This window comes from Rhizobium sp. P28RR-XV, from assembly GCF_012641385.1.
GTDB lineage: Bacteria > Pseudomonadota > Alphaproteobacteria > Rhizobiales > Rhizobiaceae > Rhizobium.
On sequence record NZ_JABAIG010000014.1, the window covers coordinates 80145 to 103537 of the forward strand.

Genomic DNA, 23393 nt, shown 5'->3' on the forward strand with positions numbered 1-23393 from the left:
TCACCAGACCCGTTCGTGCAGCACCATGTCGAAAGCCACGTCCAGCGATACGAAAGCGCAATGTTCCAACCGCGTTTGGGCGGCGAGAATGCGATCCCAGGGATCGCGGTGATCCCAGTCGAAGCTTGCCGCCAGCTCGGCATGCAGATCGCTAATGGCGAGCGTCTGTAGGCCGCTGGCGGTGACGGCGGCGCGCAATTCCTGCGGCTTCAGGTCGAGCTTCTTCAGCCGCATCTTGTTGTCTAGCTCGTAGAAGGAGACGGCGCTGACGAGAACGGTGTTGGCCTTGTCCTCGATCAGGCCTCGGGCCGCGTCGGACAGCCGGTTGCTGCCGGTCGTCCACCAGTAGACGGCGTGGCTGTCGAGCAGCAGCTTCATGGCTCGCGCTCGGCTGGTCGGCCCTGCCAGATGCCGACATCGTCGTTGAAGTCGCCTGCGTCGATCGCCGCCTGCTCAGTGTCGACATCGTCGAACAGGTTGTCGGGCAGGCCACGCTGGCGCAGCAGGCCGAACGGTCGTTTGCCACCGTCGGCCGGGCCGATGCGGGCGTAGACTTCATTGCCGCGCATGATAACAATTTCTTCACCCTGGTTGGCTCGTTCGAGCACCTCGGCGAAATTCTTGCGCGCTTCGCTGATCTTGTAGCTGGTCTGGGGCATCGTACGCTCCGGGAGTGACTTTTGACGCTAATGTAGCACCGTAAATGCTCGCGTACAAATCATCTGTACGTATCACTATCGATACTCGATAGGTCTCGGAGGGAGTCTCGACAATCTTAGGTCCGAATGATCACCATCTAAGCCAAGACCGATGACCCTGTTTGCTGCATCATGACTTGGATGAGGTGAAGCGCTTTGCCATCGGAGCAATCCCGCTAATAGCAGCAATGGCAAGGCCTCGATGTGGCTGCAGCCAACGGCCTACGATCGGCCGGAATTAAGAGACTTTGGCATCGCTTCGGAACTGAAGCCCAACCGAGTGTCGAAACCATTGAAGGCTTATTGAACGAGGCGTAAGAGGTACGATAACCGTCAATGCGACTTCATGATCTACCACGAGGACATCCGCAAGTTCGTGAATGCTGCCCTCAGCACCCCATATTCCGCGAAGGTAGCCTTCGACGACCGGTACCCGCGCGGATCATTTCACCTATGGAGTGGCCTGATCCAAGAGAGCCCCAAGCGCACAGTGAGGCCGAGATATATTTACATCGCCGATCTTCACATCGACACGCTCAAGATAAAGAGCTGGAATTTTCGTTGAGCAATAAGCTCGGATTCGTTCCGGCAACCAAATCTTTGGTCCAGAAATCCAGCCGTGTATATCTCGGAAAATTCTGCTAAGATAGTCCGACGGATAGCGATGGACTCCTACATGCTTTTGGAATTGCTTGATAAACACTGGGTGAGGGTACACCGCATTGGTCTCGACGCCGAGAGGCGCGGCGAGAAAATCGGTATGAAACCGTCATGGGATGAAAGTGACCAGGTCAAGCGTCCTAGTATCAGAGCCAGAACAATCACAAAGGCTCGTCAGCAGCGTAAGAAAAAGGCTGCGGGCTAACATTGCATCGTGAAGCCGTTTTGCACGATCCTCGCGGGACCGAATGGCTCCGGCAAATCCTCCATATACGAAAAGCTTCAGCCTCCAGGTGAGTTCGTCAACGCTGATGAAATCGCAAAAGCGTTGCCTGCTGATTTGGAAGGTAGCGCACGACAGGTGAAGACTGGTCGACTCGCGATCGATCGGATCAACGAACTGATCGACGCGAAGGAGGACTTCACGTTCGAAACGACTCTGAGCAGCCAGCATTCATTGGGCGTCATGGAGCGAGCGAAGGCTGCGGGCTTCCACGTCAGCATTCTTTTTGTGGCGCTCGACAAGCCCGAACGAAACGACGAGCGAGTCCAGTTTCGAGTTGCTGACGGCGGACACGACATCCCAACGGATACAATTATCCGACGGCGCCAGCAGCGAGAACATGCCTTGTGGCGTCGATGTGTCGATCGGATCGCGCAGTGAGCGGAAATGCGCCCCACGCCCTTCGAGGTCTGCAATCACCTGCAGCAGATGGCTGACCGATCGGGCCAGACCGTTGAGACGAACGACGACGAGCACGTCGCCGGCGGTGAGATCCTTCAGCAGTTTCGTCAGCACTAGTCTTGCCCGGGATATACCGGACCCATGCTCCTGGTGGATGCGGTGGCAGCCGGCGGCGCGAACTCATCGACCTGGGCGTCGTTCAGCTGATCGTCCGTCGAGACCCGGGCGTATCCCATCAATCGCTGCGGCGGGGCAGGCGAGCTGGCGTTTGCAACCTGCGGCATCAGTTCTGGCTCGTTTTTGAAGCTGTTTGTACAGATAATGAACGTCTGAGAAAAGGAACCTTTGTGAACTTGTTCTGTAGTCGTTCGAACCCCGCGGCGGACGCGCCCACGGAGGAGAAGCTGAGAACTGGGACACTCGACGCGAGTTCCGTCCTTGCCATCAACGATCATCTTGCCGCGCCGACATCGGCACTACCAAAACCAGAATGATCGCTAGCACTCACAACGTAAGACTGCTAAGAAGTTATATCGAGATCGGCCATTGGGCCGTGTTCTCGTCGAGGAACACCAAAATGATGAATACCGTTTTCCGGCCGTTGCACGACCGCGTTGTCGTGCGCCGTATCGAGGCTGAAGCCAAGACCAAGGGCGGGATCATCATTCCCGATGCGGCCAAGGAAAAACCGCAGGAAGGCGAAATCGTCGCCGTCGGTTCCGGTTTGCGTGACGAGAGCGGCAAGGTAGTGCCTCTCGATGTCAAGGCAGGTGATCGCATCCTGTTCGGCAAATGGTCCGGCACCGAGATCAAGTTCAACGGTGAAGATCTGCTGATCATGAAGGAAGCCGACGTCATGGGCGTTATCGCCTGATCGTCGGCTACATCGTTGTTTCCCTTTCATGACGACCATTGGGCGATCAGCCCGGGAGTTTTCCATGTCTGCCAAACAAATCAAATTCGGCCGTGATGCGCGCGAACAGCTGCTGCGCGGTGTCGATATCCTCGCTGACGCAGTGAAGGTCACGCTCGGTCCGAAAGGCCGCAATGTGGTGATCGACAAATCCTATGGCGCGCCACGCATCACCAAGGACGGCGTCGCCGTCGCCAAGGAAATCGAACTCGAAGACAAGTTCGAAAACATGGGCGCGCAGATGGTCCGCGAAGTTGCTTCGAAGACCAACGACATCGCCGGCGACGGCACGACGACCGCAACCGTTCTCGCCCAGGCCATCGTTCGCGAAGGCAGCAAGGCCGTTGCAGCCGGCATGAACCCGATGGACCTGAAGCGCGGCATCGATCTCGCCGTCGCGGCCGTGGTCAGGGACCTACTGGCGAAGGCGAAGAAGATCAATACATCGGAAGAGATCACCCAGGTCGGCACCATTTCGGCCAATGGCGAGAAGGAAATCGGGCAGTACATCGCCGATGCGATGCAGAAGGTTGGCAACGAGGGTGTGATCACCATCGAGGAAGCCAAGACGGCCGAAACCGAACTCGAAGTCGTCGAAGGCATGCAGTTCGACCGTGGCTACCTCAGCCCCTATTTCGTGACCAACCCGGAAAAGATGATCGCCGACCTCGAAGACGCCTTCATCCTCCTGCACGAGAAGAAGCTCTCCAACCTGCAGGCGATGCTCCCGGTTCTCGAAGCCGTCGTTCAGACCGGCAAGCCGCTCCTGATCATCGCTGAAGACGTCGAAGGCGAAGCTCTTGCAACCCTCGTCGTCAATAAGCTGCGCGGTGGCCTGAAGATCGCTGCCGTTAAGGCTCCGGGCTTCGGCGATCGCCGCAAGGCCATGCTGGAAGACATCGCCATCCTGACGGGCGGCACTGTCATCTCCGAAGACCTCGGCATCAAGCTCGAGTCCGTTACCCTCGACATGCTCGGCCGTACCAAGAAGGTTTCGATCTCCAAGGAAAACACCACGATCGTCGACGGCGCTGGCGCCAAGTCCGACATCGAAGGCCGCGTAGCGCAGATCAAGGCTCAGATCGAAGAAACCTCTTCTGATTACGACCGTGAAAAGCTGCAGGAACGTCTTGCCAAGCTCGCTGGCGGTGTTGCCGTCATCCGCGTTGGCGGTTCGACGGAAATCGAAGTCAAGGAAAAGAAGGACCGTATCGACGACGCTCTCAACGCGACCCGTGCCGCTGTCGAAGAAGGCATCGTTCCCGGCGGCGGAACCGCCTTGCTGCGCGCTTCCATCGTTCTCGATATTAAGGGCGAGAACGACGACCAGAATGCCGGCGTCAGCATCATCCGCAAGGCTCTGCAGTCGCTGGTTCGCCAGATTGCCGAAAATGCCGGTGACGAGGGCTCGATCGTTGTCGGCAAGATCCTGGAAAGCAACACCGACAATTTCGGTTACAATGCCCAGACATCCGAATATGGCGACATGATCGCCATGGGCATTGTCGATCCTGTCAAGGTGGTCCGAACCGCCCTGCAGAACGCGGCGTCGGTTGCCGGCCTGCTGGTGACGACGGAAGCGATGATTGCTGACCTTCCGAAGAAGGATGCTCCTGGCGGCATGTCTGACATGGGCGGCATGATGTAATAGGCTTCCTCCGGGAAGCTCGTGGGTGATTTGCGACAGAGGACTCCGAGCGATCGGAGCCCTCAGGCATCATGAGACGACACTTATATTTTATTGTCTGGGGTTGCCTCGGCCTCTAGTTGATGCGTTTGCGCCCATACTCCCGAACCAAAGAAGATGTCGGCCGATCAGCCTTGCTGTTCGCTGCCCCGCTCTATTCTGAAAGGATCAAAGTTATGATGTCTTGTTCCGCCCCATGCCCTGAAACGCCTGTATCTGGTGGAGCCAGCGCGTGATTGGTTATTTGGTCCTCGTTCACCGCTATCCTGACCAATTCAAGCGCCTGTTCAGGGCGATCTATAACGACCAGAACCATTACGTCGTCCATGTCGACAAGAACTCAGGGGCCGATCTCGAAACCGAAATCCGGGACTTCCTGCTTCCCTATGCAAACGTGGAGATGATCAGAAGCGAAAAGGCCATCTGGGGCGGCTACAGTCTGGTGGACGCCGAGTTGCGCGGCATGGAACGGCTGCTGGAAATGGGTGAATGGGGCCACTTCATCAACCTGAGCGGTCAGGACCTTCCGCTAAAACCTCAAAAGCAGATCATGGCTTACCTCAATGCCAACCTCGATCGCGAATTCATCAAGGTTCTGGACCAAGATCAGGATCGCCCTGACACAATGCACCGCGTCAGCGAGTATGTGATCGAGTTGGAGCAGAGCATTCAGCGCACGGCGCATTCAAGGCCGTTTCTGACTGACCCCACCCCCTATATCGGCAATCAGTGGATGATCGTCACCAGGGCTTCTGCGAGTTCGTCTGCCGTGACCCGAGCGTCGACCGCTATAAGGCATTTTACGAAAACACTTTGATCGCCGACGAGGGTTCTTCCAGACGGTGATGATGAACTGCGTAATCGAAAGCAAGATCACCAGCGATGACTTGCGGATGATTGACTGGGTTGCCGATGGTGACATCAAGCTGCGTCCCCGGACGTATCAGCAGTCAGATGCTGCTGTCCTCAAAGCAAGCTCCAATCTCTTTGCCCGAAAATTCGATCAGACGGTTGACGGCGAGATTCTCCTGGTCTTGGAGCGGCATCTCGCCAAACAGGCCGTCACCGGTGTTGACGGGTCGCGCGCCGTGCCGGTCATTGCACCCTTGCCATTTACCCTCAAGGGAACCGCAGCGTGAGATGAGCGCCATATGTTGGTATTGAACAAACCGCGGCAGTCCGGAGGTTATCCCGACAGAGATATCGGTTGTCAGGAAGCCGTTGAGGAGGTCTTTCTTGAGTTGGCCAAGGGGCTGAAGCCGGACGACATTGTGAACGCGGCCGGCGGCAATCTGACGCCGGTGCTGGCAGATCTTGCAAGACGCGCCGAAAGCGTTGGCTGGACGCTGGAGGAAGCAGAGGTGGCGATCGCCGAACTGTCGCAAAACCTGCTCGACGACATGTCGTCGATGTAGATCGGGCGATGGCTTGCTTTGGGCCTGAGATTCAATATTTAACGTTGGACCAGCCTGCCTTTGTGTGCGCTAGTTCGATTGAGCACCTGGCAGCCCATCACTTCAGAAATCTGCGTTTTCGTAAACCAGGCCGGTCAGACAGCGGGCTGGTTTGGTTGGAACGCAACGCGCTGCCGATTCCGGCCCATTCATTTCGGATAAAAATATGACCCTTCAATTTCCAAACAAAAGCCGCAGTTTCGACGACGTGAAACGGACGGTACGCTTTCATGGCTATGACGGCATGTTCGAGGTGCGTTTCCTGATTGAAGCCGCCGCCTTATTGGAAAAGGCGACTAGTGGGGATGCGGAGGCGGATTACCTCAATGCCTTCGACAGGTCTCGCCCGGAAATTCAGAAGGCGGCGATCAGGGTCTATGAGCGTAATCGCCGATCCAGTTATACGCTGACGGCCGGTGATCTCAAATGATGCCGGCCGCGTCCCGCTCTGCGCCAGTATTTCAATCCACAACCGTTTCAAGCCATGAGGAAAATTTGTTATGATGAAGTTTGAAGCGGAGCAGCCACGTTTGGACGGACCGCGAGCAGCCGTTTACGAGTTCGCCAGAAAATACCGGTTGAGTGACAAGGAGGCCGAACGGCTCTTTCTTAAGCTGGGTGCCTCAGCGACGCAGGAGGCAATGCTTGCGGAGGCGCGACTTCCTGCGCCCGAGTTCAGGATTTCGGCTGCCAAGAGCAGACAATCATGAAATCCTCCATTCTGGAAGGTCTGGCCATGGCGCATATTCCTGAAGCTTCAGATGGAGCAGGATTGCGGGTTACAACGCTCCCCATCAAAACGACCGATGGGACTTCGCCAAACCTGAGAGCGCGCATTTCGGCGACGGTCAGAGAAGCTCGGGTTCAAAGAGAGCTTGCACTGCGACAGGCGTCGGACCGGGCAGACGCGGAGCGCCGGGAAATACAGCAAAAGGCAAAGAATGCCTTATTGTCGCTTCTGGTGGATGACGTCATTGATTCCATCATCGGTAAGCACGCTGCTCTGAGTGAACTTCATATCGGAACGATAAAGATCACCAGAAACGGTGTTGAGCTTATCAGGGACGGCGGACCCGGTGCATTCCATATGGCTGGCGATCGGCTCGACATCAGGTTTGACGGAGCCATTGTGCAGGCTGGCGAGCAATTAAAATCCCTTGAATATCAGAATCGTGTGCTGGAACTTCAGGCCCAAGGCATCAAGATCGATAGCGTTTACGATACCTCGTCGCAAGGTATCCTGATCACCTTCGACTATGGGGGCGCTCTAAACTGAGGCAGGGCTGAGGGTCACGGCAGCAGCCGGGCGGCGCGCCCACTTCGCCGCGTCGCATTGTTGTAGTAACTGGATGCCTGCTGCACCGCGCGATGACACGACTGTTCCATCGCCTCGGGAAGGGGAACGCCTCGGTCCCTATCTGGTGCGTGCGGCCCGGTTGACCGGAGAACCTGACGTCTCTCAAAGCTTTTTCCACATCGGCCTGCATCCCGCGCTCGAGGTCGGTCTCGCGCAGGCGCGGATCCCAGAGATGGTGCCGCCACAAATTTTAGCAGCAGTGCCTCTGGCGTCGGCCAGGGCAGGGGAGCGCCGGTCGACAGCTCGCACCAGGCTTCGAGGTAGCCGAGATCGGAGGCAAGCGCCCTGAGCGTGTTGTCGCCCATGCCCTCCTTGGCGAGATGTTTGAGGGTGGCGACATCCTCGTCGGTCAAAAGCCCGGCGAGCTGATCGCGGCGGGCGAATGGCAGGATGGCGTCAAGCGCATCGAGTTCTTCGGCGCGGTTGAGCACCGGATCGGCGGGGGAGGGGAGGGCTTTCGGTTTCGGCAAGATCGTCTCCGGCGCTGTGATTTGCCCCGACTTTATCGGTTTTGCGGCCTCGAAATCCATCACTATCGATATTTGAAACCTATCGATAGTGATTGACACAGAAAAATACCGTCTATGCAACGGAAGTAATCGCCGATTACAATTCATTATGACAAAAGAAAAGCGTTAATTCATATGGTTAATTATATGGAAAGGACAGACTCTTCCGGTAAAAGGGGGTACGCGGAGCAAAAGGGGGTATGTGGGGCAAATTCAAGGGCAGTGCCAAACTGCTAGACATTCGCGGCCACTGACGCGTTTTCATTTTGCTAGGTAGGCATACGCTATCAGAATTCATTTCGTTGCCTTCGCTGTGAGCAACACACGTCTACGGTTCGCGCTCCGGGCGCTAAACATATCTTTGACTACAGCGCGCCAGTTCGCGCCATTGCGATCTCGTTGGAGCGCTATTAGGTTCATGCGCCGATGGGCGCATGGATCGAGTATAGTGCTGAAGATTGCAATGAAGTACTCCCGGCGGGTTCTATTCCTTATCATTGCCATCGTTGCCGCCATTTGGTGGATCGGTCTTGACGGCTTCCTTGTAGCATCGCGCGCGGAAACCGCAGCGGGCGACCGGCCCTATTGCATTGAGACGATAGAACCCAAAAACGCGTCGTTCTATCTTCGAGTTGAGAGGATCGAAGACCTCTCCTGGCGGCATATGTTCAACAGTCGGGGCCTGACGGAAATGCCGGACCAAATTGGCGAACATCACGCATTCATGAAACTCGTCGATTCGCCCTGGTATTTAAATTGGTCCTACCGAGCATCTGCTTTTGTCGCGGAGGTCGCCAACCGGGAATATTTTATCAACAAGCCCAGTGACTACCATGCGCCACAGCTGGACTGCACGCCCGTTGCCCACTTCGTAAAGACGCTGAAATGGTATTGATGATGACAAAGACGCACGTTCGCTCATCGACCGATAGTCGACATAGTCTCGATCAAAACGGTACGAGTTACGAGACGTCTTTCATATTTTCCGGCGCTCAGGCTTGTGCTGCGACTAGACTTGCTAGCGATCGCACGGTGGTAGCCGCGGATACCAAGCCGATCGCCAAGGTAGTGATAGAACGATACGCCAAGCTTTTGGCAGGTCTTTATCAGCCCTAGCACCGTGTCACGGGCAACCCGGCCATCTCTGCTCATGGTGCCGCGGGAAATCTTTCGCTTGCTGACGAAGCTGCGCAGGTCGTTCTCCGACGCATTGGTATGAAGCGGGATTTCCAGCCGCTCAAGCACGCGTAGCAGTTCGGCCTTGCGGCGATGCAGACGCACCAGCAAGGCGTTGAGGACGTCATAGCCTGTACGCAAGGTAAAGATCCTGTCGACCGTCGTCGGAAGCCCGGAATTGCCTGCGGGAAAGGCTTCTGCCTCCAGGCCTTCAACGCCTTGTAGAATCGCCAGACGAGATCGCGAACCAGCGTGACCGATCGAACCTTTTTCGCCTTGGCCGGCATCAACTTCTGTAACAGCCGTTCCCCGTGGACCCAGCACAGGGCATGATTGCCGACCCGGAATTGACCGGCATCGTCGGAGACGACCACCATGTCGCCCACCAGCCCATGATGGCAGATACACCCCCAGAGGCCTGCTTCAGCCAGGACACCAATCCCCTGGCGGTCAAAAATGTCGACACCCCTGCGCGCCAGATATTCCATATACGGCACCTGGTTACAAAAATGCCGTGGCGCGACACCGCGCAGTTCGGCAGCAAGCGCCGGGTCGGCACGGCGTTCTTCCAGATAATCGAATGCCGCGTCATTGAGGACATAGTCCTGGTAATTGCCGCGCAACAGCGACAGGAAGTTCAGCCGCGATTTCGATTTCGTCGTGCGGAAGACGGTAAAATGTTTTCCGCCGATCTGGGTCGTATAAAAGTTTATCGTGCGCATGGCGGGCGCCGGTGTCGTCGACCGTGACATAGGAGGACGACACCAGGCCGGCATGCAGCACCGCCGCATCCTCGGCGACAAACCCATCAAGTTCCCTCGTCAGAAGGCGCACGACCTGGCGTTTCGAGATTTCGACGCCGATATCATTTAGCAACGTGGTCAGTCGCCCAGACGTCACTTGCCCTTGCGCGTGCAGCATCAGGCAAAACCGTCTGAGGTTCGCTCCATAGCCGCCAATGATCCCCGCGGGCAGCGGTGCCAGTACCGTCTTGCCGTCCGGGGTCAGCCAGCATTCGCGTCGGTAATGGACAAGCTCGGCCGACTGGCGCAGTCGCCCATCGGGATGGAGGGGATTAATGGACATTGTCTGCCGGCATCGATTATAGCCTTCATTAGACTTATCTCTCAGGCGCCCCACCAGATTGAGCATTGAATTGAAGACGATGTCGATGCGTGCCTTTTCTGCCATGCTGATCATGGTGCTTTTGCCGATGACACCGGCTGCGGCCGCCTCTTCGATCACCTGGCCGCAAGGATGGAAATTGCAGCAATCGCCGGTGCCGACGTCAAACTCGGGCGAAGAATTCGATGGGTCGAACCGGTTGGCGGTGAAGGTCGACAAGCAGGGACAGATGCTTGCGGTGCTGAACCTTATCGTGCTTGCGATCAAGCAAGGCGACGAGCCGACGCTGGAAAGCCAGACGGCATCGCTGGCCAATACCATGCGCGCCGCGTATGCGGACAAGGGAATGACGTCGTCTTGTCAGGAGCCGCAGGACGCGACGCTCGGCGGCTTTCCGGCTCGGCAGATGCGATGCACCGTGCTGAAGGATAAGGCGGATGTCCTGGAGCAATTGTTGATCGTCACCATCGGACGGCACACGGTGCAAGCGTTGAGTCTTACCGCGTCGCCGGCCAATTTCAAAACTTATGAGCCGGATTTCATGGCGACCCGCGACAGTTTGCTGATTGATTGAAACTTCCGGGGCGACGCCCGGCGAATGGCACGCCGCGCCGAGCATCTGTGAGCATCCCGGACGGCCGATGGGCTAGATGCCGGCGACCGTTCTGCGGTGACGTCTTTCGTTGAGGAAAGGGCAAGGGAAGCGAGGAGCGGCGTCACGAACCTGCAACTACTGCTATAAGATGGTCGATAATCAATTCGATTCGCGCACGCCCAGGATTCTACAAATTGCAGACATTTTCTTCACAACACTTTGCCTTGCTCCGGGAATGGCAGGGTCGGAAATACGACCGAGACAACCCCGATCACCAGCGCGTTTATCAAGAGCTGAAAACCGCATACGACCTCACCAAGCAGTGGGCTGACGGTGTCCTTGCCGCCCTTTTCCCATCTGGAACCGTCACCTGCCGGCGGCGGCCGACCAATCAGGGCAACAATTTTGAACGGTACAATTGGGCCCGGATATACCCGACGAAAAATGCGCCTGAACGATTGGCCTACACTGTCGGAATCGAGGCCGAAGGCAGCTTCGTGGTCAAGATCGACACGGTCCATCTCAGCGATAATGACCCAATCCGTAAAAAATATGCGGAGATGCGCGGCCCCTATAACAACACTTCCACGATCGTGGCGATGCTATCGGCGGCAGATGGGGTGGACAGGCCCATCTCGGACCTTGTCGCCTGGAGCGTCGGAGAGATCAACAAGTTTTCTGCGGGTTACGATGAATTGGCTAAAGCGCTGGGCCTTGGATCCCTCGACGATGAGGAAATCCTTCGCCGGTTCGACGGAAAGGCCGCCTTCAAAAGTGCCCGAGCGTCATGGACGCCACAGGAGACCGAACTCTTTTGCCGCCTAGCGCGCCTGGTGCATGAGCGCGACCTTGATTGGTGGCATATCGACACGGACATCGAGGTCCGGTTCGGCCGCAAGGAGCCAGGCAGCGAGCGCGCTATTGGCGTTCTCGGGACTATTCACGGGCGCGCGTCTCGGACATTAAGCCTCAGGCACGACCTAGGAGACCTGTCGAAGTTCACGCGGCAGCCAGTGACGGCGGATCTTGTAACGCAGCTTGAGGCTGCCCTTTCGTCTAGTAGTGCCGTGCTCCTCGATTGGGCGGCTCCAAGCCAGGACCGCCCCGGCTATTGGCCCGATGAAGCGTCGTTTGAGAAGGCCGAGGGCGACGTCGAGAGTGAGCGCGATGGTATCCAGCTCTCCGCGAAGGCAGGCTCGCTATTGCCAAGGAACATCATCTACTACGGGCCGCCGGGGACCGGGAAGACCTTCGCGGTTCGCCGTCTGATCGAGGCCGACTACCAGGAGACGACCGCGACACACGACGCCGACGAATGGCGCAGAAGCTTCATCGCGGAGAAATTCAGCGAGCTCCGGTGGTGGGAAGCGATTGCTGCCGCACTCTACGACCTGCGAAAACCTTCGAAGGTGACCGAGATCCGGGACCACCAAATCATTCGAACAGTGGAGGCCGCGAACAACAACAACCACGTGCCGTCGACGATCTACCGTGTGCTCGCATCGCATGCGATTGCCGCGGCGCAGGGCCAGGCGCACGCGCCGATCATTTTCGAGAAAAGTGAAAACGCGCTTTGGAGTCTTGCGGGCGAATGGAACGAAGCTTGCGGCGAGATCGTCAAGCTCGTCGATGAACTCCGCCGCGGTCCTCCTGCAGGCAGTGTTATCAAGCGATATGAGTTCGTCACTTTTCATCAGTCCTATGGGTATGAGGAATTCGTCGAGGGCCTGCGACCGCTCCTCGACGGGGAAGGCGAGGGGAGTGGCGTTGCCTACAGGATCCGCCCCGGCGTCTTCCGCGTGCTTTGCGAGGCCGCCAAAGCTGCACCGGATCACCGTTTCGCTATCATCATCGACGAGATCAATCGTGGCAATATCAGCAAGATCTTCGGAGAACTGATCACTCTCATCGAGGTCGACAAGCGCCGGGGCATGAAGCAGGAGATAACCGTGACGCTTCCCTATTCAGGCGACAAATTTTCCGTGCCGGCAAACGTTGACATCATCGGCACGATGAATACGGCTGACAGGTCGCTCGCCCTCCTCGACACGGCGTTGCGGCGCCGGTTCGATTTCAAGCCGGTCTATCCGGACAGCCGCGACGAAGCGGGCGCCCCGCTACAGGGTCTGCGAGTGCAAACGGAGGAAGCGACGATTGATATTCCGCAGATGCTTTCAGCCATCAACGAGCGGATCGAAGCCCTCTATGACCGCGATCACACGATCGGCCACGCCTACTTCGAGCGCTTGAAGGATCGCCCAGATGGGCTTGAGCGGTTTGAGGCACTTTCGGCAATTTTCCGGGCGAATATCGTACCGCTGCTCGAGGAATATTTCTTCGAGGACTGGCAGAAGATCAGGCTCGTGCTCGGCGATAACCAGAAGGAGCCCCAGACGCAGTTCGTGGCTGAGGTCGGTGATGCGCAAGAGCAATACCGCAGGCTCTTCGGCGCGAATTCGTCGATAGACTCCTTCGCCGCCAAGCCCAGGTTCGCTCTTCAACCGGGTGCGTTCTCGATGCCATCGGCTTATGTCGGCATATACAAGATTTTCCGCTGATGGCCTCTCCGATCCTCGGTCGCACGCTCACAATCCACGAATTCGACATCCTGGTCGGAGAGGGCGCGGCCGGAACGGGCGGGAACGCAGCAGCGGTTGTTCCGAACTATGTTTTCGAATGGCTTCAAGAACAATGCCTTGCCCAGACGGAGGGTGAGGGAGCAAGGTGGGCGCGGCTGGCGCAGCGCGGCGGCCGGCTAGTCGTGCAGGTCACAAACTATGTTGGCGTGATCCGCGCGCCGGGCGGCCTGCAGATCGAGGTCTTGCCGAAGGTCGGCCGCGCTGGTGGTGCCGACGAAAATTGGGCACGGCGTCTGCTTATCCGCATGCTCTCCTGCCTCGGTCCGTTTCGGCATATCAGGACCGCCCGCGCCGAACTCGCCGCGACCAAGATGTCGCTGCTCGAGGTTTTCGTTGGTGAATTCCTCGACGCGGTCTCCGCCGTCGTCAAACGCGGGCTCCGAGGATCCTATGTAACACGCCAGGGCAATCTGCCGTTTTTGCGGGGCAAGCTCATGATGTCGGCTCATCTCCGACACAACCTTGTTCGCGCTGACGCCTTTTTCACTGAACACGACGACTTCTCAACCGATCGCCCGGAGAACCGGCTCATCCACGCAGCGTTGAATGAAGTGATCGCTCAGTCGGTTTCGCTTGAAAATCAGCGGTGGGCGCGGGAACTGCGCTTCATCTTTTCCGATGTCCCTCCAACCGGCGACGTCACCGGGGATATCAGGAAGCTGCAGCCGGCCCGGAACATGATCCACTATGGCGAGGCACTTGCCTGGGCCGAGCTGATCCTGACCGGCTTCTCTCCTTTGACGGGCGCCGGCGGCAGGTCAGCGGCGTCGCTGCTCTTTCCCATGGAAATGCTTTTTGAGGCCTATGTCGCCAAACACCTCGAACGTGCGATCGATCCCGCCTTGCGGCTGAAGGTTCACCCGGCGACTCACTATCTTGTCGAGCACCAGGCGGAGCAATGGTTCCGGCTGGAGCCCGATCTTGTCGTCCGGAGGAATGGCCGGAACATCGTGGTGCTTGACACCAAATGGAAGCTGCTCGACGTCACCGAAACAATGCGAAAAGAGAGGTACAATCTTTCACAAGGCGATTTCTACCAGCTGCATGCTTATGGTCACACTTATCTCGAAGGGGAGGGCGACGTGGTACTCGTCTATCCAAAGACAGAGGCGTTCCGTCACCCACTCGAGCCGTTCTTCTTCCCGAACGCACAAAACCTTCGACTTTGGGTGATGCCGTTCTGCCTAGACACCGGGGCACTGATATGTCCTGCTAACCAGCCCAATAGAGTTTCCTTTCCGATGATCCTTCAGCTTGTCGACAGACAACTGAGCAGGCCGGATGGAACGCCTTCCCTGCTTTGATGAAATGAGGATCTACCTCAGTGGCAGTGACCTCAACTACGCGCGAAAGGTCGTAGGCTCGGCGGTATTTGGGGTGCGTCATTATGCTTCCAATCAGTGTGTTGAGCGCCGCCGCCAACTATCCCTTCTCGGTGCATTCGGTTGTCATGTTGATGGCGTTATTCAGGATTTCGAGCACCTTCAAGGTGCATTCCAAGCCAAAACTCTGAAGGCGAAGGCCGCTGCCGTTCGTCACGAACTTGCGGTCTGTGAAACCATCCCGATCACGAACGTCTTTCGGGCTGATCTCCCCGACACCAGCATTTATGCTGCTGACTGGCTGACAGTGCCGCCAACAGCCTCAATGCTCGGATGAACAAGAAGTGCCAGATGCGTTGGTCGCCAATTGGCGCTAACAGGGTTCTTCAGGTCCGAGCCGCCGTCGCGGATGGTCGACTTAAGCAGGCAAAGCTAAATCGTGCAGCGTAACCCCTGGTTTTTCCCGCTCCCGTAAGTTAGAGCCGCATAGACAATCGAACCCCTTTTTTCGTAAGATCGGCTAGCGTTTTGGCTTGGACTTGAGGTGTAGCGTTGAAGATCGACAGACTTTTCCTTCAGGAATTCCGAGGGATTCCCAAGCTGGAGATCGCCTTCGACGACCGCATAACTGTGATCGTTGGTCGGAACGGTCAAGGCAAGACCTCGATCCTTGACGCTTTGGCGACGATACTTCAGTCAATTCAATTGTCATGGCCGTCTGAAGGTGCGCCAGGCCTTTATCATGCCCCTCAAGTCTCTGTGTCCGATCGCCGCCATAAAAGCAACCAGACGAGAGTTCGGCTTGATTTCTCGTTTGAGAAGGCGGAATCGCTCGGGACAATTCCCGTCCCTTCGATGCTTGAGGCGGGTTACACGGATTCAAGCGATAACCAGCAGCTAGGGCGTTATAACGAATTTTGGCAATATGCTTCTGCCGGTGGGCTGGCCAGGGAAGAGCGCCCACTCATGGTCTATTACCGTCAGGATCGTGGTTTTGATGCTAATCCACACGCAACCGAACCGGTAGACCGGGCCAGCACGATCATGTCGTCGCTGAATGGTCAATTGAAGGCAATCAGCCATCTTGAAACTTGGTGGGACAAACGGGATGCCCAGGAGGCAAGGCGAGTTCGCGATAAGGATCAAACCTACCGTGATCCGCAGTTAGAGGCGATCCGTGCTCTCATCAAACAAATCGATGGCTTTTCTGATGTCAGCTACTCTTCAACGAACGAGCCAGAAGGGCTCTACTTCGAGAAGTTGGACGGAACGATGGTTCATGTCAGCGTGCTGTCGTCTGGTGAGCGGTCGTTTATCATTTTGCTCGCCGACCTCGCTCGCCGCCTTCAAACAATGGAACCGGGTGTCACGCTCGCTGAAATTTCGGGAATCGTTTTGATTGACGAAATTGAGCTCAACCTACATCCCGCCTGGCAGAGCAAGATAATTACGACCCTGCAGTCAGTTTTTCTGAAATGTCAGTTCGTCATCACTACCCATTCGCCGCAGGTTGTGTCGGCAGTCGAGAGCGACCACGTTCGCGCGCTGTCGACCAGAGATGATGGCGAGATCGAAGCGAAGACACCTTTGCGAACCAAAGGCCAAACGAGCAACTATTTGCTTGAGGGCGTGTTCGAAGCAGACGAGCGCCTTCCTGAGGTTGCGGGGATGTTTGATCAATTCAATATCGCAATCGAAAGCAAGAATCTCAGGCAGGCCAAGAGCATTCTGGCTAAGATTTCTAAATCCATTGAAGGCGATCCGCCCGAGCTGCTGGTTTTGCGCAAGCGCCTCAAGCAGCTGGGTGACGCAGCATGAAGGGAAGCCGAAAGGGTGTTGCCCCGATTGAATTGACCGAATGGCTTGCCTTAGAGAGCGATGATTGGAAGCCCAGCTATGACTTCGATAGACCGGCAGTAAAAGTTGCCGTTCGCGACAGCCTCTTCATCGATCAGAGAGGACTATGTGTCTATTGCGGTCGAAAGTTAGATCGATCTTTGCCCGGAAAGACCTATCACATTGAGCATTTCCGCCCGCGATCCCGTTATCCTGAACGGCAGGTCGCATATGAAAACCTGTTTCTTAGTTGCGGGAATGAGGACAGTGGCGGCAAGCCCGCACCGACGTGCGGAAATGTGAAGGGTAATTGGTTCGATGAGGATTGTCATGTCTATCCGGACTACTCAGCCTGTACTGAAAGATTCCGCTTCCGACTAAACGGTGCGATTGAACCGGCGGAAGAAGGTGACAAAGCAGCAGAAGCTATGATCGACAAGCTCGCTCTTAATCACCCGGAACTTCAGAAGGATCGAGCCGATATTCTGGCACTTCTCGATATAGAAGAGTTGGACATATCGGACTTCTGGCGGCAGACAGAGAATACTGGAGAGAGTTACGCTCATGTCGCTTTTCAGCATCTAGGCGCCATTCTTCCTTAGGTTAATGTCCGTACCCGGAATCGGGATGCGGTCTCTAAAAGCAGATTTGGTCACGCACGTTGAAACGTCAACATGATGGAATCTATCATTCACCGGATGTCGCAAAATCCAAAGCTTGCCAGTTTCGTCTACCCTGCTGAGATCGTCGCTAGCGGCGTTTCGGCACGGTGATCGTGAAAGTTGTCCATGCATACATGCATAGGATGTGTCGTTGAAGTCCGTAAAGTACGATTCTTGATGCACCCGCATTCCGCCTTCCAAGAGCAATTTGCCCGCCTGGCTTGCTTGAAAGAGACCCATTCAATATCCCTGAATGCCGATTCCGATGAAGCCGCCCCTTCGTTCCGAGATGATTGCGCCCCTTGACCAAAGCCCGATCAGAAAACCATACTTAGAGGTGGCTCACTTCTCGGTGGAAAAACCGGCTCAGTTCCGCGTGGAAACCAACAGCTCGGCTAATGAGGCTGGCAGCCGAGCTTTGTCGTTGATGGGAGAGTGGAGTTCACACTGAACGGAAGCCTCGGGCGATAACGATCTCGTCCAGTGGTGGCCGAATCCCGCGGGCCTTCAACGGCTGAAGCTCTAGCTACGACGCCGCCACGACACGCTAGCGCGATATGCCTTATGTAGATGATGCGACTATTCTCGTCTCGGAAGGCTCGCCGAACTAGGCTCCCAGCTCCTCCTCGGCAAAACGTCCATCCCTCGTCTTTCTCTGGCTCCTGCGGAGATCGCTCTCCTGGGAAGCCTGGGGCCGTCAGGTAGCTCCCTGGACGGAAGCTTGCTCGGTCGCTGGTGCCAGCTTGGCCGAGCATAACCAAGATTCATACTTTAGGTGGAGCTATCTTGGATGGTTTCAATTTTCGAGTATGATCGGCACTTGAAATTTTACCCGCGATTGTATTGATGGAGTGTCTGCCAATTTCCGCTATCCGCAAATGACCGTCCTTTTTCCTATCTTCGAAAGCCTTTCCGTTCGAAATTACGAACTCTACCCCGGCGCCGCGGGCGATAACGGCTTTGATTTTGCCTTCCAAGGCGACGAGAACCTCGTCCTGGGTGTCAATGGTCTCGGCAAGAGCACGTTACTTCTCCTCCTCAAACAAATGATCGAGGGGCCCGTCAGGTTGCGTGCACCAGGTTTTGCCGGCGAACGACAGGCCGACTGGTTCAGCGGCGACGCAAACATGTTCGCCGTCCGCGCGAACGACCGGGGAGCCAACGCCTCGGCCGAACTCGTCGTTCGTTTCGGTACGAGTCGCCTTCGCATCCGGCGCCGCCTCAGCGACCTGTCGCTGATAAACCATGATATTGGCGCCGACGGTGCCGCAATGGAGATGAAGGACAACGGGTCCTACAACGACGATCTTGCCCGCCTCGCCGGCGTCGGATCCTTCGGCGACGTCCTGCGTCTATGCGACCGGGTGGTGTTCTTCCTCGAGAACCGCGAGCGACTGCTCTGGGACTGGCGCGCTCAATACGAGGTATTCCGTTCGCTGCTCCTGTCGACCGAAGATGCCGCGAGACTAAGGCTGCTCGAGTCCCAGATCGTCAGTGCCGACAGTGCGGCACGTAATATTCGCGCTACGATGCACAAGCTCCGAAACCGAAGGGAGAAGGAGGTACGCAAGCTTGTGCAGGAAGAGGACGTGATGTCGGCGATCGCTGAGGTCGATCCCAGGATTGAGATCGCCCAGCGACTCGAGATCGAACTGGTCCAACAGCTCGACGGCAGGCGTATTGAGGTTGCGGACGAGCGCGCGCGGGTCTGGAAGTTGACAACGGATGAGGACGCCGCGGCTGCCAGGTACGCACATCTTAAGTATCGCGCCCTTCGGCACTCGCTGCCCAAGGCTAGCAACGACGTGCACTACTTGCTCCTCAAAATTGCCGACGAAGGCCATTGTCTAGTTTGCGACACCCACGGGCTGGATGCCATGTCGGCGGAGGTTCAGCACCGACTCGGTCATGGGCGGTGCATACTCTGCGGTTCGGCGCTCGCCAACGAGGATGCGACGACGACCACAGAGGTCCTCATCGCTCAAGCACAGGAGGCGCATCGGGCACTGGAAGAATTGAGGGCGAAGGTCGCCGAAGCGCAGTCGAGGCTGGAGGCCGTGACGAGCGAGGAGCAGGCGCTGGTTGACAGATTGCGACGCCACCGCGAAGAGGTCGATCTGCTCCAGCGTCACCGACGGAACCTCGTCGGGAGACTGCCGAAATCGGATCGGGCTCAACTAGCGCGGGTCGAGAGCGAGATCGATAACCTCCAGTCCAGCGCGGAGCAGTTCGAGAAAGACCGCGAGACCGCCGAGGCAGAAGTTGACGTGCTCTTGGCAAAGCTGCGTGAAGGGGTAGCGCGCTATGGGCAGTCAATCGAATCCACCTTCCTGCAACGGGGCACATCCTTCTTCATTGAGGAGATACGGCTGGTTTACGCGCCACGACTTGAGAGGATCGCGCAGCTCGGACAGAAGTTTGAATTCCCCGCGTTCGAGGTCGATATGACGAGCGGCGCCACCGGAGCCGTATTCGTTCGTCGGACCTACGAGCAGGCTTCTCTATCACAACGGGAATACCTCGACATCGCATTCCGAATGTCCGTGATGGAGAGCTTCGGTGGACAAGAATGCAGTATCGTCCTCGATGGTCCGGAGGGATCGGTCGATGTTGTATTCGCGGAGCGTGCCGGCACGATGTTGGCGGCGTTCGCCGTGTCGGGTAACGGCACCGCCCCCACACGTCAGATCATTGTGGCCTGCAACGTCGTAGAAGGCGGTTTCATACCGTTCTATCTGCACGATCATCGCAACAGAGTAGATCGGGCCGTGCGTACGATCGACCTCCTGACCATCGCTACGCCAACGGCAGCATTGGAAAAACTGAGGCCTGCCTATGCCGAGAAGGTAAACGAAGTACTGTACAAAGGTGCTACGCCATGACCGAGGATGAGAGAACCGAGCTGCAGGTCAGAGTCGTTAGGCTGATGGGCGCTCTGATCGAGGCCGGCATGGAGGACGTGACGCTTGAAGATTTCCATGCGTTCGCCTTCTTCGCAGACGCCTTGGCGCCGGTGTGGGGCAATCTCCCGCCGGTAGGGGACGTGCTGAAGGACGAGGACGGCCCGCACTATCCGGCTCTCCAAAGGGAACTCGACGTTCTCGTCGGCCGCGGTATCGTGACCGTCAGCCACCTCTCACCCGACGACCGTGGTGGTCGTTGGCGCCTCGACATCACTTTTTCGCTGGATCTGGAGAGGGCCTACGCTTGGCTCTCGATCGCTGATCAGATGCCCGACGAGGATCAGGACCTCGCAGGCTTTCTAGCCGAGTTGGCCTATAGCTTCGTTGAGATTCCCACAGGAAGCCGCGATGACGCGGCGCGCTTGGACGCGGCCTGGTCGGCGCCTGAGACTTCTGTGGGGCGTTTCGTCGAGCTGGACGGCAGGTCACCAACAGGGCGGGCCGTGCCTAATCATTCGGTGGAGGCCGCCCGTCGTTTCCAGGCATACGCACCCGCCGGCGTCGTGCTGACACCAGCCGAGCAAACTTCACTTTACATGAGCCTAATGCGTCGGAGGGCCGGTGGCTAACGGGTTCATCGGAGGTATCCCGGAGCGGGAGATAGCAGAGCTTTACGAGGCCAAGGGCATCCCGAGCGACGCGGGTGCGGGCCGCGTCATTCGATTCCTGCGCAAGCTCGCGGATCTGATCGCCAAGCGATGGGCCTCTGGGGAAAGCAGCGACGGCGCCGTCTTCCTCCTCGCGGAGAAGGTTTCCGATGCGATGAAAGAGCGGGAAGGGGTGTCGAAACCCGCTTTGGTGAATGGAAATGATCCGATCACCGGACATGTATGGATGGTCAACGGCCAGTTGGCGAACGCCCACTCTCTTCGACTGGAATGGGAGACGGGCGGTAGCCTTTCGATGGTTGTGGACGCAGGTCTTGGCGATCTTCCGGCAGTGACGATTGATCTTCGCGACAGATCGAGACCGCCCCAAGTGCTGTTCTTCCCGAACGGCTGCGGAGATCTCGACTCTATGCTGACTCTCTTTGTGGGCGACCACCCGATCGACAAAACCACTATGAAAGGCACCTTGGACGATTTCTATCAGAATACTCTAAGGACGCCTATGACCGTGCTCGCGGGGCACTCGCCCGACAGAGTCTGGAAGGAAAGTGGCAAAGGAGTTCCTCAATCCCGTCCGGAGGAGTCGATTGAAGGCATGCTTCTGCGCCATCTGAAAGCGGTTTTCCCTGATCACGATCCACGCGCTCAGGGCATGACCGAAGACGGCTATACTGACATTACCGTCCATTACGCTGATAGAACGGTTCAAGGGCATCCCGCTAGACGGTGCGACTGGGTGCTGGAACTGAAGGCCCTAGCAGACCGCACCACCAATGACACTCCGAGCTCAACCAACGTCGATGAGGCGGTAACAAAAGGCCTTCGACAAACCATCGCCTATTCGACTGCCGAGAAGAGCCTAGAGCGCGCGTTGTGCGTCTATGATCTGCGCGACGTCGCCAACGATGATGAGTCCTGTTTCGACCATGTCCGTGACGACGCTACGGACAATGACGTCCACCTCTGGCGTTGGCGACTGATGCGATCGGCAGAGGAAGGACGCCGAGAACGGTATCCATTAAAGGCGGATTCGCACGGAGCGTGAGGGCGACTACCTCGCCAGGCCGGTGCAACCCAGAAGAACGAACAGACGCTCAGCGCTTGATCAAGTGCACCAAAGTCTCATCGAGGTCGTATGTTCCGCCTTGTTGCGCGCTAGATCGCATTGACCGCATGGAGGAGAGATCAACAAGGTCGAAGCCGATATCCCTGGCGAGCTCAACCAGAATCCTGCCGACGTCGATCGCCACGCCGGCATAGCGGCTGTCGCCCACCACCATCATGACCGATCCATCGGTGGCGATCTTTCCATGCAGGGCGGTTAGAATTGTTACCAAATCATCGAAGTACGCCCGGACCATGTCCGGAATGTTCTTGTCCCACATTTCCGCCCGGCGCGCTATCAGATCCGCCATGGTGCGATCGAGCACAGGGGAACTAGCAACTGCATTGAACGAGCGCTTGACCTGCACATGCGACCTGAGTGTTGCCGTACGCAGTCGACGATTGTCATCCGCCGTCTTCAGGTAACCCAGCATCCAGAGCTCGATATTATATATGTCGGTATAGTCGAACGAGTTCGGATAAGGTGGCGAAAAGAGCGCGAAGTCCGTCTCCGCGGCTTCGCACAGGGCGGTCCGGGCGTCTCCTCGAAGTAGCGAATAGTCTCGGCAAGGCCGGTCGCCAAATCTGACCACGTCCTCCAAAGCATTCAGGAACGCCGCCTGTAGGGCTCGCCCCACCTGCGTCGGATGCACGATCCGGCGCTCCCAGCCGGAGCGATAGCGACGGCCCTTGCCACTGATGATTACGTTGCTCAATTCCACTAACGTTGAACCCAGCAGGACTCTGAAGAGCCTCGCATGCGCAGGATTGCTCAGCGCCTCGATAGCGCCGCGGTATGCCAGAATGCGCTCGGCGACTTCGGCCGAATAGATCCATCTTCCGTTGACGCCCGGTGCGACCATTGTCTTCGGTGCGCTCGCGAGATCCGCCCAAGGCTCCGTGGTATTGCTGGAAACGAAGTCCAAAATCTGGCTGTAGGAAGCAAGGAGCGACTGCGGATCGTAGGACTGTAACTTCGCCTCGATCAGGTCGGCGAGGAATGGGTTCACCTCCACCGTGGTAGGCCGGATGCCCAGGAACTGCGCGGTCAGGGCCGTGGTGCCGCTTCCTCCGAATGGATCAATGCAGGAACGTGGAATGCGCTCGAGCTTGCTAAAGGCATCGACGACCGCGCGCGGGGCGAATGCCTCCTTGAAGCGATACCACCGCTGGAAGGGCAGGTCGTGGGTGTCCTGATTTGTAGAAGCTGGGCCTAGGAAGGCGTGCCGCGCGAACCAGTCGCGAGCAATCGAGCGCGGCGTGGCACCCAACCTGTCGGTCAGGGCGGCCACGTTCGTGTTGAGTTCTTCGCGCAGATTGTTCACGTAGCCCTTCTACACAAACACGGTTAACCTAATGTTTATCACGCTATAAAGAATCGCCGTTGGCGTGGATGGCCG

The 23393-nt window shown here is 57.2% G+C and carries 25 protein-coding genes and 3 pseudogenes; 20 read left to right on the forward strand and 8 right to left on the reverse strand.

The window, feature by feature from the left end; all coding sequences use genetic code 11:
• Both HGP12_RS26700 and HGP12_RS26705 read right to left on the reverse strand, forming a co-directional pair.
• Positions 1 to 378 carry a type II toxin-antitoxin system VapC family toxin gene (locus tag HGP12_RS26700; protein ID WP_168879711.1) on the reverse strand — a complete coding sequence of 126 codons (378 nt, stop codon included), beginning with the start codon at positions 376 to 378 and terminating at the stop codon, positions 1 to 3.
• The gene (locus HGP12_RS26705; RefSeq protein WP_168843166.1) at positions 375 to 659 is read right to left on the reverse strand and encodes a type II toxin-antitoxin system Phd/YefM family antitoxin; all 285 of its coding nucleotides are present in this window, start codon (positions 657 to 659) and stop codon (positions 375 to 377) included. Before HGP12_RS26705 ends, HGP12_RS26700 begins: the two co-directional genes overlap by 4 nt.
• 913 nt (positions 660 to 1572) lie before the next feature.
• Between HGP12_RS26705 and HGP12_RS26710 the strand changes: the two genes are divergently transcribed.
• The gene (locus HGP12_RS26710; protein ID WP_168879712.1) at positions 1573 to 2022 is read left to right on the forward strand and encodes an AAA family ATPase; all 450 of its coding nucleotides are present in this window, start codon (positions 1573 to 1575) and stop codon (positions 2020 to 2022) included.
• Here HGP12_RS26710 and HGP12_RS26715 read toward each other — a convergent pair.
• Positions 1972 to 2327: pseudogene (locus tag HGP12_RS26715) on the reverse strand (recombinase family protein); the annotation flags it as partial. The gene HGP12_RS26710 and the pseudogene HGP12_RS26715 overlap by 51 nt on opposite strands.
• Positions 2328 to 2620: 293 nt before the next feature.
• Here HGP12_RS26715 and groES point away from each other — a divergent pair.
• The 8 genes from groES (at position 2621) to HGP12_RS26750 (ending at position 7373) form a co-directional block, all read left to right on the forward strand.
• On the forward strand, positions 2621 to 2917 hold the full coding sequence (groES, locus tag HGP12_RS26720; protein WP_168879713.1) for a co-chaperone GroES: 297 nt from the start codon (positions 2621 to 2623) through the stop codon (positions 2915 to 2917).
• Between the two features lie 64 nt (positions 2918 to 2981).
• A complete protein-coding gene (gene groL / locus HGP12_RS26725) occupies positions 2982 to 4604 on the forward strand; it encodes a chaperonin GroEL (RefSeq protein WP_168879714.1) in 1623 nt (540 codons plus the stop codon).
• 271 nt (positions 4605 to 4875) lie between these two features.
• Entirely contained in the window at positions 4876 to 5460 is a 585-nt protein-coding gene (locus tag HGP12_RS33830) for a beta-1,6-N-acetylglucosaminyltransferase (RefSeq protein ID WP_205926658.1), read from the forward strand.
• Between the two features lie 25 nt (positions 5461 to 5485).
• Complete coding sequence (locus tag HGP12_RS33835; RefSeq protein WP_205926659.1) at positions 5486 to 5782, forward strand: hypothetical protein; 297 nt, start codon at positions 5486 to 5488, stop codon at positions 5780 to 5782.
• A 12-nt stretch (positions 5783 to 5794) separates the two neighbouring features.
• Positions 5795 to 6058, forward strand: coding sequence for a hypothetical protein (locus tag HGP12_RS26735; protein WP_168879715.1), 264 nt, complete (start codon positions 5795 to 5797; stop codon positions 6056 to 6058).
• A 205-nt stretch (positions 6059 to 6263) separates the two neighbouring features.
• The gene (locus HGP12_RS26740; RefSeq protein WP_168879716.1) at positions 6264 to 6527 is read left to right on the forward strand and encodes a DUF1488 domain-containing protein; all 264 of its coding nucleotides are present in this window, start codon (positions 6264 to 6266) and stop codon (positions 6525 to 6527) included.
• Between the two features lie 70 nt (positions 6528 to 6597).
• Complete coding sequence (locus HGP12_RS26745; RefSeq protein WP_168879717.1) at positions 6598 to 6807, forward strand: hypothetical protein; 210 nt, start codon at positions 6598 to 6600, stop codon at positions 6805 to 6807.
• On the forward strand, positions 6804 to 7373 hold the full coding sequence (locus HGP12_RS26750; protein ID WP_168879718.1) for a hypothetical protein: 570 nt from the start codon (positions 6804 to 6806) through the stop codon (positions 7371 to 7373). Before HGP12_RS26745 ends, HGP12_RS26750 begins: the two co-directional genes overlap by 4 nt.
• A 143-nt stretch (positions 7374 to 7516) precedes the next feature.
• On the opposite strand, the pseudogene HGP12_RS26755 reads toward HGP12_RS26750, so the two are convergent.
• Positions 7517 to 7984 (reverse strand): annotated as a pseudogene (locus HGP12_RS26755) (integrase); the annotation flags it as partial.
• Between the two features lie 427 nt (positions 7985 to 8411).
• Between HGP12_RS26755 and HGP12_RS26760 the strand changes: the two are divergent.
• Positions 8412 to 8858, forward strand: a complete 447-nt coding sequence (locus HGP12_RS26760) for a hypothetical protein (RefSeq protein WP_168879719.1) — start codon at positions 8412 to 8414, stop codon at positions 8856 to 8858.
• Between the two features lie 23 nt (positions 8859 to 8881).
• Here HGP12_RS26760 and HGP12_RS34210 read toward each other — a convergent pair whose 3' ends face one another.
• Together HGP12_RS34210 and HGP12_RS34215 are read right to left on the reverse strand one after the other, a co-directional pair.
• Complete coding sequence (locus HGP12_RS34210) at positions 8882 to 9463, reverse strand: transposase (RefSeq protein ID WP_312862945.1); 582 nt, start codon at positions 9461 to 9463, stop codon at positions 8882 to 8884.
• 264 nt (positions 9464 to 9727) lie between these two features.
• Entirely contained in the window at positions 9728 to 10483 is a 756-nt protein-coding gene (locus HGP12_RS34215) for a hypothetical protein (protein WP_246703554.1), read from the reverse strand.
• Here HGP12_RS34215 and HGP12_RS26770 point away from each other — a divergent pair.
• A complete protein-coding gene (locus HGP12_RS26770; RefSeq protein WP_312862947.1) occupies positions 10419 to 10838 on the forward strand; it encodes a DUF4946 domain-containing protein in 420 nt (139 codons plus the stop codon). The genes HGP12_RS34215 and HGP12_RS26770 overlap by 65 nt on opposite strands.
• 230 nt (positions 10839 to 11068) lie before the next feature.
• Here HGP12_RS26770 and HGP12_RS33840 read toward each other — a convergent pair whose 3' ends face one another.
• Positions 11069 to 11380, reverse strand: coding sequence for a hypothetical protein (locus HGP12_RS33840; RefSeq protein ID WP_205926660.1), 312 nt, complete (start codon positions 11378 to 11380; stop codon positions 11069 to 11071).
• Here HGP12_RS33840 and HGP12_RS26775 point away from each other — a divergent pair.
• The 9 genes and pseudogenes from HGP12_RS26775 to HGP12_RS26815 all read left to right on the forward strand — a co-directional run bounded on the left by HGP12_RS26775 (position 11357) and on the right by HGP12_RS26815 (position 21934).
• Positions 11357 to 13417 carry an AAA family ATPase gene (locus HGP12_RS26775; protein ID WP_205926661.1) on the forward strand — a complete coding sequence of 687 codons (2061 nt, stop codon included), beginning with the start codon at positions 11357 to 11359 and terminating at the stop codon, positions 13415 to 13417. The genes HGP12_RS33840 and HGP12_RS26775 overlap by 24 nt on opposite strands.
• The gene (locus HGP12_RS26780; RefSeq protein ID WP_168879722.1) at positions 13417 to 14802 is read left to right on the forward strand and encodes an McrC family protein; all 1386 of its coding nucleotides are present in this window, start codon (positions 13417 to 13419) and stop codon (positions 14800 to 14802) included. Before HGP12_RS26775 ends, HGP12_RS26780 begins: the two co-directional genes overlap by 1 nt.
• On the forward strand, positions 14780 to 15157 hold the full coding sequence (locus HGP12_RS26785; RefSeq protein ID WP_168879723.1) for a hypothetical protein: 378 nt from the start codon (positions 14780 to 14782) through the stop codon (positions 15155 to 15157). Before HGP12_RS26780 ends, HGP12_RS26785 begins: the two co-directional genes overlap by 23 nt.
• Positions 15121 to 15270: pseudogene (locus tag HGP12_RS34875) on the forward strand (ISKra4 family transposase); the annotation flags it as partial. The gene HGP12_RS26785 and the pseudogene HGP12_RS34875, both read left to right, overlap by 37 nt.
• Positions 15271 to 15372: 102 nt before the next feature.
• Entirely contained in the window at positions 15373 to 16638 is a 1266-nt protein-coding gene (locus tag HGP12_RS26795; protein WP_168879724.1) for an AAA family ATPase, read from the forward strand.
• A complete protein-coding gene (locus HGP12_RS26800) occupies positions 16635 to 17258 on the forward strand; it encodes a retron system putative HNH endonuclease (protein ID WP_168879725.1) in 624 nt (207 codons plus the stop codon). The genes HGP12_RS26795 and HGP12_RS26800 overlap by 4 nt, the downstream gene beginning before the upstream one ends.
• Positions 17259 to 18169: 911 nt before the next feature.
• Positions 18170 to 20200: a hypothetical protein gene (locus HGP12_RS26805; RefSeq protein ID WP_168879726.1), complete on the forward strand. Its 2031-nt coding sequence runs from the start codon at positions 18170 to 18172 to the stop codon at positions 20198 to 20200.
• Positions 20197 to 20850, forward strand: coding sequence for a hypothetical protein (locus HGP12_RS26810; protein ID WP_168879727.1), 654 nt, complete (start codon positions 20197 to 20199; stop codon positions 20848 to 20850). The genes HGP12_RS26805 and HGP12_RS26810 overlap by 4 nt, the downstream gene beginning before the upstream one ends.
• Positions 20843 to 21934 carry a hypothetical protein gene (locus tag HGP12_RS26815; RefSeq protein WP_168879728.1) on the forward strand — a complete coding sequence of 364 codons (1092 nt, stop codon included), beginning with the start codon at positions 20843 to 20845 and terminating at the stop codon, positions 21932 to 21934. The genes HGP12_RS26810 and HGP12_RS26815 overlap by 8 nt, the downstream gene beginning before the upstream one ends.
• Positions 21935 to 21983: 49 nt before the next feature.
• Here the strand turns inward: HGP12_RS26815 and HGP12_RS26820 are convergent, their stop codons facing one another.
• The gene (locus HGP12_RS26820) at positions 21984 to 23318 is read right to left on the reverse strand and encodes a hypothetical protein (protein WP_168879729.1); all 1335 of its coding nucleotides are present in this window, start codon (positions 23316 to 23318) and stop codon (positions 21984 to 21986) included.
• Between the last annotated feature and the right edge of the window lie 75 nt (positions 23319 to 23393).